Source organism: Streptomyces sp. NBC_00775, assembly GCF_036347135.1.
Lineage (GTDB): Bacteria > Actinomycetota > Actinomycetes > Streptomycetales > Streptomycetaceae > Streptomyces > Streptomyces lutosisoli.
In genome coordinates this window covers 3,556,295-3,569,243 of sequence record NZ_CP108938.1, presented here as the reverse complement: position 1 = coordinate 3,569,243, position 12,949 = coordinate 3,556,295, and the positions used below count along the sequence as shown (strand labels likewise).

The 12,949-nt window shown below is 70.2% G+C and carries 15 protein-coding genes; 7 read left to right on the top strand and 8 right to left on the bottom strand.

The features are described from left to right. Positions 1 to 118: 118 nt before the first annotated feature. Together OIC96_RS15800 and OIC96_RS15795 are read right to left on the bottom strand one after the other, a co-directional pair. Positions 119 to 376, bottom strand: coding sequence for a WhiB family transcriptional regulator (locus tag OIC96_RS15800; RefSeq protein ID WP_006380970.1), 258 nt, complete (start codon positions 374 to 376; stop codon positions 119 to 121). Positions 377 to 694: 318 nt separating this feature from the next. Then, positions 695 to 1,663, bottom strand: coding sequence for a diacylglycerol/lipid kinase family protein (locus OIC96_RS15795; protein ID WP_327431622.1), 969 nt, complete (start codon positions 1,661 to 1,663; stop codon positions 695 to 697). Between the two features lie 182 nt (positions 1,664 to 1,845). On the opposite strand from OIC96_RS15795, the gene OIC96_RS15790 reads away from it, so the two are divergent. Then, positions 1,846 to 2,298: a hypothetical protein gene (locus OIC96_RS15790; protein ID WP_330307217.1), complete on the top strand. Its 453-nt coding sequence runs from the start codon at positions 1,846 to 1,848 to the stop codon at positions 2,296 to 2,298. 16 nt (positions 2,299 to 2,314) lie between these two features. Here OIC96_RS15790 and OIC96_RS15785 read toward each other — a convergent pair whose 3' ends face one another. From OIC96_RS15785 to OIC96_RS15775, 3 genes are all read right to left on the bottom strand, one after another. Continuing rightward, on the bottom strand, positions 2,315 to 3,466 hold the full coding sequence (locus tag OIC96_RS15785) for an RNA polymerase sigma factor SigF (RefSeq protein ID WP_330307218.1): 1,152 nt from the start codon (positions 3,464 to 3,466) through the stop codon (positions 2,315 to 2,317). Continuing rightward, a complete protein-coding gene (locus OIC96_RS15780) occupies positions 3,463 to 3,876 on the bottom strand; it encodes an anti-sigma regulatory factor (protein WP_330307219.1) in 414 nt (137 codons plus the stop codon). The genes OIC96_RS15785 and OIC96_RS15780 overlap by 4 nt, the downstream gene beginning before the upstream one ends. 338 nt (positions 3,877 to 4,214) lie before the next feature. Further along, complete coding sequence (locus OIC96_RS15775) at positions 4,215 to 4,475, bottom strand: UBP-type zinc finger domain-containing protein (protein WP_330307220.1); 261 nt, start codon at positions 4,473 to 4,475, stop codon at positions 4,215 to 4,217. 61 nt (positions 4,476 to 4,536) lie between these two features. Between OIC96_RS15775 and OIC96_RS15770 the strand changes: the two genes are divergently transcribed. Further along, on the top strand, positions 4,537 to 6,132 hold the full coding sequence (locus OIC96_RS15770; protein ID WP_330307221.1) for a Na+/H+ antiporter: 1,596 nt from the start codon (positions 4,537 to 4,539) through the stop codon (positions 6,130 to 6,132). Positions 6,133 to 6,156: 24 nt separating this feature from the next. Here OIC96_RS15770 and OIC96_RS15765 read toward each other — a convergent pair whose 3' ends face one another. From OIC96_RS15765 to OIC96_RS15755, 3 genes are all read right to left on the bottom strand, one after another. Beyond that, positions 6,157 to 7,101, bottom strand: coding sequence for a 1-aminocyclopropane-1-carboxylate deaminase/D-cysteine desulfhydrase (locus OIC96_RS15765; RefSeq protein ID WP_330307222.1), 945 nt, complete (start codon positions 7,099 to 7,101; stop codon positions 6,157 to 6,159). Between the two features lie 101 nt (positions 7,102 to 7,202). After that, entirely contained in the window at positions 7,203 to 7,793 is a 591-nt protein-coding gene (locus OIC96_RS15760) for an N-acetylmuramoyl-L-alanine amidase (protein WP_330307223.1), read from the bottom strand. A gap of 135 nt (positions 7,794 to 7,928) precedes the next feature. Next, the gene (locus OIC96_RS15755) at positions 7,929 to 8,162 is read right to left on the bottom strand and encodes a hypothetical protein (protein ID WP_327431630.1); all 234 of its coding nucleotides are present in this window, start codon (positions 8,160 to 8,162) and stop codon (positions 7,929 to 7,931) included. Between the two features lie 264 nt (positions 8,163 to 8,426). On the opposite strand from OIC96_RS15755, the gene OIC96_RS15750 reads away from it, so the two are divergent. The 5 genes from OIC96_RS15750 (at position 8,427) to OIC96_RS15730 (ending at position 12,948) form a co-directional block, all read left to right on the top strand. Next, positions 8,427 to 9,833: a family 2B encapsulin nanocompartment shell protein gene (locus OIC96_RS15750; protein ID WP_330307224.1), complete on the top strand. Its 1,407-nt coding sequence runs from the start codon at positions 8,427 to 8,429 to the stop codon at positions 9,831 to 9,833. 133 nt (positions 9,834 to 9,966) lie between these two features. Beyond that, positions 9,967 to 11,127 (top strand): family 2 encapsulin nanocompartment cargo protein polyprenyl transferase, encoded by a 1,161-nt coding sequence (locus OIC96_RS15745; protein ID WP_330307225.1) that lies wholly within the window; start codon positions 9,967 to 9,969, stop codon positions 11,125 to 11,127. Positions 11,128 to 11,540: 413 nt separating this feature from the next. Next, a complete protein-coding gene (locus OIC96_RS15740) occupies positions 11,541 to 12,149 on the top strand; it encodes a GNAT family N-acetyltransferase (RefSeq protein WP_330307226.1) in 609 nt (202 codons plus the stop codon). Positions 12,150 to 12,216: 67 nt separating this feature from the next. Next, on the top strand, positions 12,217 to 12,417 hold the full coding sequence (locus OIC96_RS15735; RefSeq protein ID WP_330307227.1) for a hypothetical protein: 201 nt from the start codon (positions 12,217 to 12,219) through the stop codon (positions 12,415 to 12,417). Positions 12,418 to 12,522: 105 nt separating this feature from the next. Then, entirely contained in the window at positions 12,523 to 12,948 is a 426-nt protein-coding gene (locus OIC96_RS15730; RefSeq protein ID WP_330307228.1) for a YciI family protein, read from the top strand. Position 12,949: the final 1 nt, after the last annotated feature.

The following is a 12,949-nucleotide window of genomic DNA, read 5'->3' as shown; positions in this document are numbered from 1 at the left end:
CCGGGGCTCACGCTCACGTTGCTATGCGCATCGGGGGTACTGCGCGCTGCGGCTCGGGGGCGGGAGATGCGTACTCGCTGTACGCGCCGCCAAGCTCAGGCTCGTGCGGGGTGGGGTGTCAGGCGGTGGCCTGACGGGCCCGGTTGCGGGCGGCGCGACGCTTCATGGCACGGCGCTCGTCCTCGCTGAGGCCACCCCAGACGCCGGAGTCCTGGCCGGACTCGAGCGCCCACTGCAGACACTGCTCCATGACGGGGCAACGGCGGCAGACGGCCTTGGCTTCCTCGATCTGCAGCAGCGCAGGACCGGTGTTGCCGATGGGGAAGAAGAGCTCGGGGTCTTCCTCGCGGCAAACGGCGTTGTGACGCCAGTCCATGGCTGCTACCTCTCCTTGGTATTACATGCAAGTTGCTTGTGAATGTGAACGCTTTCACGAATCCCTCAACAAGTGAAGGGCCGACTGTCAGATGACCTGACGTGGTCCTGTGATTTGAGGAGGGGTTCTGGCTCTCTGTGGGGCCGATGTTGCGGGCCGTCCCGATCGCCACGTAGAGACTCGCAAACCTCAGCGGCGGATACAACCCCTTCTGGAAAGTTTTTTTTGATTCCTCGGTGTCGACTAGGTCACAGCCGTACTTCTATGGGGTGGACCCTGGTCTAAACGTTCGAGTGAAAGGACTTTGAGCCCTTCCGCTCACACAATCACACGCAGTGCACGGCGTACGCCTGTGAACGTCACGCTGGTGCGCAGTCCGAGGTGGTCACCGTCCATCTGGAGGGGGAGCGGCACCTTCGAATGCAAGGTGAAGTCCGTCAGATCGTGCAGGGACACCGCATGCTTGCCATGGGGTCCGCGCTCGGGGGACGAAGTGAGCAACTGCGTGGCATACCGGGCAACCGCGGGCGTCGACATGCGGCTGAGACCGAGTACGTCGAGTCCGGTATCGAACGAGGCCTTAGGTGAGGCGTACACCGGACGATTGCCGAGAAACGTCCACGGCGAGGTGTTGCAGATTATGGACAGGACCAGATCGGTGACCGGGTCCGCGCCGGGGCGCTCCAGTGTGATCGTTCCGTGCCGGCGGTGAGGTTCGTCCAAAAACTGGCGTACCGCTTGGCGGAGATACAGCGCATGCGTGGAGCGCCTGCCGCGCTCGCGCTGCTGCTCGACCCGGCCGATCACGCCCGCGTCGAAGCCGAGGCCGGCGCAGAAGGTGAACCAGCGGGAGGGCACGGCTTCGTCCTCCGTGCCGGGTGTGCCCGCGGCGAGGCCGAGGCCGATCGTGCGCTCGCGCTCCTCGCGCAGCGCGTCCAGCAGGGCGCCGGTGGCCTCCACGGCGTCGTTGGGCAGGCCGAGGGCGCGCGCGAAGACGTTGGTGGAGCCGCCGGGGACCACGGCGAGGCGGGGCAGGCGCTCCGGGTCGGGGCCGTGGTGGAGCAGTCCGTTCACGACCTCGTTGACCGTGCCGTCGCCGCCGAGGGCCACGACCAGGTCGATGTCCTTGCTCTCCGCGGCCTGCCGGCCGAGGTCCCGGGCGTGCCCGCGGTACTCGGTGGTGACCGCCTCCAGCTTCATCTCGCTGGCCAGTGCGTGGATCAGTACGTCACGCGTACGCGCACTTGTGGTGGTTGCTGCCGGATTGACCACGAGAAGTGCACGCATGAGATGCAGCGTACCTACTGGGTGGTACTGATCCCAGGCCGAGGTAGGGATCAGGTAAGAGCTCGGGCGTGACGCTGCGCACGTGGAGCGGCCCGCTCCGGAACGTGCCCCGGCGCCCGCCCCGCCCGGAAGGCGGCCCCCGGGCCCATCGGCCGCCGGGGGCCGACGGCTACTCTTCAGGGGTGAGCCCTGAGCAGAATCCCACCCCCGACGCCCCCGCCGCAGAACCCCGCCCCGGGCGGCTGACCGCCGCGGCGGCGCTGGCCGCGCTGGAGGGGCTCGCGCTCGTCGCCGGCGGCGTCTACATCCTCGTCCTCGGCCTCACGGGTGACCCCGACGACCGCCGGCAGGCCGTCACGGGCGGTGTCACGCTGATCGTGCTCGCCCTGCTGCCGCTGCTGGCCGCGCGCGGCCTGCTGCTGCGCCGCGGCTGGAGCCGGGGCCCGGCTGTCATCACCCAGATCATGGCGCTGCCGGTGGCCTACAACCTGCTCCAGGCCGACAGCATCGCGATCCCCGCCGGCATCGTCCTGGCGGTCGTCGCGGTCGCGGCCCTGGTGCTGCTCGTGAACCCGGCAACGACGCGGGCCCTCGGAATCCGAGGGCCCGGCGGCGATGTACAGGATCAGAAGTAACCGAGAGTCACCGGTCTCACTCCTCCACGAGCAGCTTCTCCCGCAGCTGGGCCAGTGTGCGTGCCAGCAGGCGCGACACATGCATCTGTGAGATGCCGACCTCCTGCGCGATCTGCGACTGCGTCATGTTGCCGAAGAAGCGGAGTAGCAGGATCCGCTTCTCTCGCGGCGGCAGATCCTCCAGGAGCGGCTTGAGGGACTCGCGGTACTCGACGCCCTCCAGGGCCTCGTCCTCGGCGCCGAGGGTGTCCGCGACGGCCGGGGACTCGTCGTCCGTGTCGGGGACGTCCAGGGACAGCGTGGAGTACGCGTTGGCGGACTCCAGACCCTCCAGGACCTCCTCCTCCGAGATCCCCAGCTTCTCGGCCAGCTCATGGACGGTCGGGGAGCGGCCGTGCAGCTGCGAGAGCTCCGCGGTCGCCGTGGTGAGCGCCAGCCGCAGCTCCTGAAGACGGCGCGGTACCCGCACCGCCCAGCCCTTGTCCCGGAAGTGCCGCTTGATCTCGCCGACGACGGTCGGGGTCGCGTACGTCGAGAACTCGACGCCGCGCTCCGGATCGAAGCGGTCGACCGACTTGATCAGGCCGATGGTGGCGACCTGGGTGAGGTCGTCCAGCGGCTCGCCGCGGTTGCGGAAGCGGCGCGCGAGGTGCTCGACGAGCGGGAGGTGCATGCGGACCAGCTGGTTGCGCAGCTCCGCGTACTCGGCGCTGCCCTCCTTCAGCTTGCGCAGCTCGATGAACATCGCCCGCGCCCCGCTGCGGTCCTGGGGGTCGTGCTGGATGTGCTGGGCGCTCGGCCCGTGCTGCGCGCCCTGCACGCTCTGCGCCCCTGGCTTGTCGTGTCGCTCGTGCTCGCTCATAGTCCCGCCCGTCACCAGCCGCCGCCCTTCCGAGGACGTGCTCAGCGCGGCACCCTCCGGATCCCGTTGCCCGTCGCTCTGGCCGGAGAGCTTCTCCCGTTCGTCCTCGTCGACCGGCGCTGCCTCTGAAGACGCTTCGGCGGCCGCCGAGGATGTGCTGTCCTCCGGGTGCGGCCGGGCCTGCTCGGGGATGCCGTCGACGCCGTCCGCCGTGCGCCGCGGCCCGCCGAGGCCGTCGACGCGCTCGGCGGGAAGCTCCCGTGTGCCGCGCTCTTCGTCCCGCACCGGCCCGTCCCCGTTCCTCACGCCGGCCCGGGTCCCGCGCCGCGCTGTTTGTAGAGGCTGATGTATACGGTCTTGTCCTCGGCGACGGTCGAGTCGACCTTGCCGGCGAGGGCAGAGAGGACGGTCCACGCGAAGGTGTCCCTGGCGGGGGCGTGACCGTCCGTGGTCGGGGCCGAGACCGTGACCTCCAGTGAGTCGTCGATGAGCCGGAAGACACAGCTGAGCACCGAGCCGGGGACGGCCTGTTGCAGCAGGATCGCGCAGGCCTCGTCGACCGCGATGCGCAGGTCCTCGATCTCGTCGAGGGTGAAGTCCAAACGGGCCGCAAGCCCGGCCGTGGCCGTGCGCAGCACCGACAGGTAGGCACCCGCGGCCGGCAGCCGGACTTCCACGAAGTCCTTCGTCGCGGGCTCGCCTGCGATCTGGGACACCCTCACCTCCATGGTGGTACAAGCTCTTTCGAGCTCTTACGGGGCCGAGGGTCGCCCCCCGGGGTAACGCGATACGTGGTTCAGCGGTGACGCTACCGCGCTCTCAGGTTTCCTGTCCCGGGGACCCCGCCCCTTGCTGTCACTCATAGTAAGCCTATGAGTACGGACAGTGGCTAGGGGTCTGCGGGCCCAAATAGGAAGAGCGCGCGCCGGGTTGACGTACCCAGGCGTCAGACGGTCGAACCGTCCGGATCGAGGGTCGCACGCGTACGTGATCCACGGGTCCTCTTCAGTATGCCGTCGCCGTATGCCGTCGACGCGTCATACGCGTACCCGCGTCATACGAGTACGTGGTCGACGAAGCACCAGCGCCAGCTCTCCCCGGGCTCGAAGGTGCGCATGACCGGGTGTCCGGTGTCCTTGAAGTGCTCCGTCGCGTGCCGCAGCGGAGAGGAGTCGCAGCAACCCAGGTGCCCGCACTCCAGACACAGGCGAAGCTGCACCGGGTGCGTGCCGGCCGCCTGGCACTCCAGGCAGGTCTCGCTCAGGGGCTCGGGTTCGGGGTGCGGCAGCGCGTCGGCGTGCGTGCACTGTTTCATGATTGCCAGGTTACGTCGGGTGTGCGGGAAGCCGCGCGAAAACGAGGGCGGGCGGAAGACGATGCACGTTTTGCCACTGCTGTTGCTGGTCGCGGGGAGCGCGGCGGTCGCCGGGGCCGCCCGCCGCACCCCGGTCCCCGCACCACTGCTGCTCGTCGCCGCGGGCCTGCTGATCTCGTACGTCCCCGGGGTGCCCGCGTACGAACTCGACCCCGAGGTCGTGCTCCCGCTGGTGCTGCCCCCGCTGCTGTACACGGCGGCCACCGACAGCTCGTACCTCGATCTGCGGGCGCAACTGCGGCCCGTCGCGCTGTTGTCGGTCGGGTACGTCCTCTTCGCGACCCTCGTGGTCGGCTGGGCCGCGTATCTGATCGTGCCGGGCCTGCCGCTGCCCGCCGCGCTGGTCCTGGGCGCGGTGGTGGCGCCGCCGGACGCGGTCGCGGCGACGGCGGTGGCGCGCCGGGTGGGGCTGCCCTCGCGGGTCACCACGATCCTTCAGGGCGAGTCCCTGGTGAACGACGCGACCGCGATCACCGCCTACAAGGTGGCGCTCGCCGCGGCGGTCGGCGAGGGCGCGACCTGGGCGGGCGGCATCCGCGAGTTCCTGCTCGCGGCGGTCGGCGGTGTGCTCGTCGGACTCGTCCTGATGATCCCCATCCACTGGCTGCGCACCCACATGAAGGAGGCGCTTCTCCAGAACACCCTCTCCCTGCTGATCCCCTTTGTCGCGTACGGGATCGCCGAGCAGCTGCACGCCTCCGGGGTGCTCGCGGTGGTGGTCGTCGCGCTCTACCTCGGACACCGTGCCTGGGAGGTGGACTTCGCGACCCGGCTCCAGGAGGAGGCGGTGTGGAAGATGGTCGCCTTCGTCCTGGAGTCGGCGGTGTTCGCACTGATCGGACTGCAACTGCCGGTCGTTCTCAAGGGGCTTGGGGAGTACTCGGGCGGTCGTGCCGCCTGGTACGCGGTGGCCCTCTTCCTCGTCGTGGTCGCGGCCAGGTTCGTGTGGGTGTACCCGGCGACGTTTCTGCCGCGTCTGCTGTCGGCACGGATCCGGGAGCGCGAGCCCGACCCCACCTGGAAGGGGCCGTTCATCATCAGCTGGGCCGGCATGCGCGGTGTGGTCTCGCTCGCCATCGCCTTCTCCATCCCGCTCACCGTGCACGGCGGCGGGGACTTTCCCGATCGCAATCTGATCCTCTTCCTGACCTTCACGACGGTCATCGGGACCCTGGTCGTGCAGGGGCTGACGCTGCCCCCGCTGATCCATCTGCTGAAGCTGCCGGGGCGCGATCAGCAGGCCGAGACGCTCGCCGAGGCCAACGCCCAGGCGCAGGCCTCCAGGGTCGCCGAAGAACGCCTCGACGAACTCCTCACCGACGAGCGCAACGCCCTGCCCCCGCCCCTCGCCGAGCGCCTGCGCTCGGTCCTGGAGCGGCGCCGCAACGCCGTCTGGGAGCGCCTCGGCGCCGTCAACCCGGTGACCGGCGAGACCGCCGACGACACCTACCGGCGGCTCTCCCGCGAGATGATCGGCGCCGAGCGCGAGGTCTTCGTCAAGCTCCGGGACCACCGCTACATCGACGACGAGATGCTGCGTACGCTGCTGCGCCGACTGGACCTGGAGGAGGCGGCGGCATATCGGGAGGCGGCCTGAGAGCCGCTCGGGGAGAGCGTCCCTTCAGGAGAGCGGTGCTCCCGTGATCACCGCCGCCACCGTCGTCCCGCGCGGGAACGCGCCCTCCTCCGCGAGGGCGACAAGTCCGTACAGCATCTTGGCGACATAGAGACGTTCTACGGGCAGCCCGTGGCGGTGCTCGAAGTCCTCGGCGAAGGCTTCGAGTTCGGGGGTGGTGCGGGCGTAGCCGCCGAAGTGGAAGCGGTCGTCGAGGGACCAGATGCCGCGACGGGCACCGAAGGCGGCCTGCTGGAGGGCCTGTATGTCGGCGCTCAGGAAGCCGCCCTTGAGAACCGGAATGCCGAGGGCGCGCTGGTCGGGGGCGAGTCCGGCGGCCAGACCCGCGAGGGTGCCGCCGGTGCCGCAGGCGAGGGCGACGATGCCGGCGTGGCCGCGCAGCTCCGCGCCGAGCCCCTGACAGCCGCGTACGGCGAGAGAGTTGCTGCCGCCCTCGGGCACGACGTACGCGTCCTCGGCGCCCACCGCACGCAGGATCCCGGCCAGCGTCCCCGGTTCCGCTTTGCGGCGGTACGTCGATCTGTCGACGAAGTGCAGTCGCATGCCGTCCGCGGCGCAGCGGGCGAGCGAGGGGTTGAGGGGGCGCTCGGCCAGCTCCTGGCCGCGGATCACACCGAGGGTGGACAGGCCGAGGAGGCGGCCCGCGGCGGCCGTGGCGCGCAGATGGTTCGAGTACGCCCCGCCGAAGGTGACCACCGTGCGGCCCGCCGCCGCCTCCAGGTTCGGGGTGAGCTTCCGCCACTTGTTGCCGACCAGCTCCGGGTGGATCAGATCGTCCCGCTTGAGCAGCAGCCGGACGCCGTGGCGCGCGAAGCGCTCGTCCGCGGCCTCCCGCAGCGGCGACGGAAGTCGCGGCCGCAGGCCGACCGGGCCGAGCGCTTCGGGGACGTCGGGGACGTCGGGGCTGGTCACCCCATCATTGTCGGACATTCGTCCGGGGGGTGGGTGCTTACGGGTGCGCGCCGGATGCCCGGCCCAGGGGCACGCTACGGATGCCCGCTACAGGAGCACGCTACGGATGCCCGCTCTCGTCACTTCAGACGGTCGCGGACGCGCTCCCGCAGGGAGTGCATCGTGAATCCTCTCGGGTCCACCTTTCCAGGCTGCCATTCGAGGTGGCCGATGACCGAGCGTTCCGTCCAGCCGTGATGGCGGCAGATCGCCGCGGAGACCTTCTCGATGGTCTCCAGCTGTGCCTCGGGCCAGGGGTCCTCGCCATCGCCGAGGTTCTCGCACTCGAAGCCGTAGAAGTGGCGGTTGCCGTCGGTGTTCGCCTCGTTGTCGTGCGGGAGCGCCTTCTCCGCGATCACCGCGCGCAGGACGTCGTCGTCGCCCAGGCCCGCGTGGTTGGCCCGGCCGTAGCCGACGATGTGGAGGACGCCGTCCTTGGTGATGACGCCGTGGCACAGCGGTCCGGGCAGCTCCGTGTAGCCCTCGCGGCAGAACTCGACGGTGCGCTCACTGCCCGAGGTCGCCGTGTGGTGGATCATCACGCCGTACACCGGACCCCAGGGGCCCTTGTGATTGCGGTTGTGATGCTCCCAGTCGCCGACCTCGACGACGGTGACGCCTGCCTCCCTGAGCCGGTCCAGGAAAACGCCCGCGGACATGGGTGGGGCCATGACCGCCTCCTTCGCGCTGCGCGCCGGCCACCTCTCGTGGCCGTCTCGTACCGCAGCTTGTACCCGCAACCGGGCGCCCGGGCCTACTCGTTCGCACAGCGTGCGAGCCGATCCGGACAGGAAGGGAGGAAGCGGTCAGGAGTGGAGGAACGTGTCCCCGTGCGTCGCTATGTGGCTCTCCAAGGCCTGCAGGGCCTGTTGCGTCGCCTCGGGGGAGCCGGTGCCCCGCCGCTCCGCGTAGTACGCGGCGCCCAGCTTCTTGAGGAGGTCGCCGCCGGCGCGCTGCGCCTGCACCTCGTCGATCTTCTGCTTGCCCTGCGTGAGGCCGCGCTGCGCCTGCTCTTTGGCCCGGTCCAGGAAGCCTGCCATTGCCGTCTCCTGTCGTTGTCCGTAGTCGCTGTCCGCTGTCGTTGTCCGTCGTGGGATCAAACGGATGGCCCGATCTTGGAGTTCCCGCCCGCGTCGTTCGACGGGTCGGTCGGCCATGGCACGGACGTTCGGCAGGTCGACAGAACGTCGTCCTCTGCCCACTCCCAGTTGATCCATTCCCCCTCATTCGTGTAATAGCACCGGCACGCTCCGTGATGGAAGGCTGATCCCGCGAATCAGTGCACGACTGGGAGGGCAATTTTCATGTCGGTAGGCGAAGAGGTCCGCGCGGAGCACGGCAGGCCGCAGCAGAGTCTCGGCACATCCGCCGCGCGGAACCTGGCCACCACCACCAAGTCCGCACCCCAGATGCAGGAGATCAGCTCCCGCTGGCTGCTGCGCATGCTTCCGTGGGTGAACGTGCAGGGTGGCACGTACCGCGTGAACCGGCGGCTCAGTTACTCCGTGGGCGACGGCCGCGTGACGTTCGTGAAGACCGGGGACCGCGTCCAGGTCATCCCCGCGGAGCTCGGCGAGCTGTCCGTACTGCGGTCGTACGAGGATCAGGAGGTGCTCGGCGAACTCGCCCAGCGCTGCCAGCAGCGGGAGTTCGCACCGGGGGACGTGCTCGCCTCGTTCGGCAGCCAGGCCGACGAGGTGTTCCTGCTCGCACACGGCAAGGTCGAGAAGATCGGCACGGGTCCCTACGGGGACGACGCGGTGCTCGGCACCCTCGCCGACGGCGCGTACTTCGGGGAGCAGGCGCTCATCGACCCAGAAGCCATCTGGGAGTACACGGCCCGCGCGGTCACCGCGTGCACCGTGCTGACGCTGCCCCGCAACGACCTTGAGCAGGTCGCGGAGCGTGCCGAGTCCCTGCGCGACCACCTCACGGCGCTGCGGGCGATCCCGGAGCAGCGCGCCAACAAGTACGGCGAGAAGGAGATCGACCTCGCGGCCGGCCACACCGGAGAGCCGGACATCCCCGGCACCTTCGTCGACTACGACGCCGCGCCGCGCGAGTACGAACTGAGCATCGCCCAGACCGTACTGCGCCTGCACACGCGCGTGGCCGACCTTTACAACCAGCCCATGAACCAGACCGAGCAGCAGTTGCGGCTCACCGTCGAGGCGTTGAAGGAGCGCCAGGAGCACGAGCTCATCAACAACCGGGAGTTCGGACTGCTCAACAACTGCGAGTACGACCAGCGGCTCCAGCCGCACGACGGTGTGCCCAGCCCCGACGACCTCGACGAACTGCTCAGCCGCAGGCGCGGCACCAAGCTGTTCCTCGCCCACCCGCGCGCGATCTCCGCGTTCGGCCGCGAGTGCAACAAGCGCGGACTCGTCCCCGAGAGCGTCGAGATCGCGGGCAACCGCATCCCGACCTGGCGCGGAGTCCCGATCTACCCGTGCAACAAGATCCCGGTCAGCGACACCCGTACGACCTCGATCATCGCCATGCGTACCGGCGAGGCCGAGCAGGGCGTGATCGGGCTCCAGCAGGCGGGCATCCCGGACGAGATCGAGCCGAGCCTGTCGGTGCGCTTCATGGGCATCAACGAACAGGCGATCATCTCCTACCTGGTGACGGCGTACTACTCGGCCGCGGTGCTCGTGCCGGACGCCCTCGGCATCCTGGAGAACGTCGAGATCGGCCGCTGGCGGTGACGGTGACCTTCCGCGAGCCGGTGGTCGCCGTGTTCCCGTCCTCCGGGGCGGGTACATCGAGGGGGTACGCGCCCAGCGGCCGCGGAAGCGCCACCGTCCGGGGACTCTCCGAGGCGAACCCAAGGGTGAGTGCATGACGGAGACCACGCAGAGCCCGACCGAGATCCTGGAAAAGCGGAGCCCCATCGGGAGGCCCATGGAGTCCAGGGAAAGGCAGGGACCGGCGGGCCCGCGGTGGGGGTCCCCCCGCAGTGAAGCCGAGAGCGGGGGAGGGCTGGAAGCGGCGGGCATCCTGGAGCGCGCCCGGGAGTCCGTCGACCCCGAGCTGCGCAGGGCCATCGATTCGCTGCCCGGCTCGATGCGCCGGATCGCGCTCTACCACTTCGGCTGGGAGCACGCGGACGGCACTCCCGCGGCGGGCAACGCGGGCAAGGCGATCCGGCCCGCGCTCGTCCTGACCGCCGTCCGGGCGCTCGGCGGACAGCAATCGACGGCCGTACGGGCGGCCGCCGCCGTGGAGTTGATCCACAACTTCACCCTGCTGCACGACGACGTCATGGACCGCGACACCACCCGCAGACACCGCCCCACCGCGTGGACCGTGTTCGGCGACGCCGACGCGATCCTCGCCGGGGACGCCCTGCAGGCGCTGGCCCAGCGGCTGCTCGCCGAGGACCCGCACCCGGCGTCCTCGGCGGCCGCCGCCCGGCTCGCGGCCTGTGTCGTCGAGCTGTGCGCGGGGCAGCACGCGGACACGGCCATGGAGAAGATGGGCCCCGACGAGGTCACCCTCGACGAGGTGCTCGCCATGGCCGAGGCGAAGACGGGCGCGCTGCTCGGCTGCGCCTGCGCGGTCGGGGCGCTGTACGCGGGGGCGGGGGATGAGGACGTCGAGGCCCTCGACGCGTTCGGCCGGGAGGCCGGGCTCGCGTTCCAGCTGATCGACGACGTGATCGGGATCTGGGGGGACCCGAACCGCACCGGCAAGCCGGCCGGGGCGGATCTCATCGCCCGCAAGAAGTCGCTGCCCGTGGTCGCCGCGCTCGCCTCGGGCACCGCGGCGGCGACCGAACTCGCCGAGCTGTACGGGGTGCCCTACGAAGGAGGGGACGTGGGGGAGTTGGAGCGCACCGTGCTGGCCGTCGAGCGGGCGGGTGGCCGCGACTGGGCGCAGGTTCAGGCGGCGGACCGGATGTCGCGGGCGATGCATGAGCTGGCCCGGGCGGTTCCCGACCCGGAATCGGCGGGTGGGCTGCTCGCGCTGGCGGAGTTTGTGACGCGGCGCAGCAACTGACTCCGTCGGTTGGGCGGTTGTAGACCCCGGGGCTTCGGGACCGTGCGGCACCTGACCTCCGTACGGCATCGGGCTTCGGTCGGGGCGGGTCCCGCACATCCCCACGGTGTGCGGGGCCCGTTCCTTTCGCCCCCGCCGCCCCTACCCGTCCCATCCTCCAGGGGCTCTGCCCCTTCGACCCCGTTCGGTTGTGTGCCGGGTGCGGGTGGGTGGGGGCTGGTCGCGCAGTTCCCCGCGCCCCTTGGGTGGGTGGGGGCTGAGGTTGTTGGTCGACTGCGGGTCCGTGCGGGCTGGGCGCGCCGTTCCCCGCGCCCCTTGGGTGGGTGGGCCCCCAGGCCCCCGATTGGCCGGACCGCCCCACTAGGCTGCCAACCGCCATACGATCAACGTCAGTTGAGGTGAAGGGGCGGGGCATGGGTGTGGTGATCCGGGCGGCGGGTGAGGGTGACAGAGGGGTGGTTGTGCGGCTGCTGGACGAGGCCTTTCAGGGGGATCCGGTGAGTGGCTGGGTCTTTCCGGATGAGGGGCATCGGCGGGCGACGCACCACAAGCTGATGGCCGCCTTCCTCGATGTCGTGCTGGCGGAGGGGCGCGTCGACCTGACCGAGGACGGGACGGCGTGTGCGCTGTGGCTGGCCGTCCCCGCTGAGGAGCACGCGGACGTCGATGGCCCCGTGCAGTTGCGGGAGGCCGTCGATCCGGACAACGAACGTGTTGAGCTGATCGGCCGGCTGACCGCGGACATTCACCCCGTGGGCCGCGCTCACGAGTACCTGTGGATGATCGCCGTGGCACCGGAACGCCAGGGCGAGGGGCTCGGCACCGCGCTCATCCAGTCGGTCCTGGACCGCTGCGACCGCGAGGGTCTGCCCGCGTATCTGGAGGCGAGCAACGCCCGCAGCCGCAAGCTGTACGAGCGTCTCGGCTTCGGCCTTGTCGAGCGTCCGCTCGACCTGCCGGACGGCCCGCAGATGTGGCCCATGTGGCGCGAGCCGAGGGCGGGGCAGGAAGACATCCCCTGAGCGCTGGGGTGCTCGTGCTGACGTACCGCAGGAAGCGCTGAACCCTCTGTCGACCTACCCTGAAGGCATGGGCACCGATGAGCATGTCTGTCCCGCTTGCGGGCAGCCGGTCGCCACGGTCGTGCGGCGCTACAAGACGCTGGGCGCGTGGGTCCCCCAGTGGGTGGCCGGCCCCTGCTGGAACCCGAAGTGTGAGGCGTACGCCGGCGAGGCCGAGTACGTGCCCCGCGAGCGGCCGGAGGAGCCCGCCCCCACGGAGAAATCCTGACGGAGTACGCGCGGCCGTGTAGAGAAGCGCGGTCCGGCTCCGACGTCCCCTGTGAGAACCGTCCGGTACGGGCGGTCCGAGCCGAGGAAGCGAAGGAGCGGACTCATGAAGTACCTGGTGATGGTGCAGGGCACACAGGCCGACTACGAGGGCATGCGCGGCAAGGGGTCCGCTCAGGCCCCGGCCTGGAACGAGCAGGAACTGCAGGCCATGTACGCCTACATGGGCGCGATCAACGACGACCTCTCCGAGTCCGGGGAGCTGGTCGACGGGCAGGGGCTGGCCGAGCCCGCGCGGACCCGGCTGGTCGCCCTCGGGCAGGACGGCAAGGCCGTGATCACCGACGGGCCGTACAGCGAGACCAAGGAGCTGATGGCCGGCTACTGGGTCCTGGAGTGCGCGAGCCTGGAGCGGGTCACCGAGATCGCCGAGCGCGTCGCCCGGTGCCCCGGCCCCGAGGGGCTCACCGACTACCCGGTGGTCATCCGGCCCATCCTGGACGGCGCCGGAGACATCTGCGCGGACGTCTGAT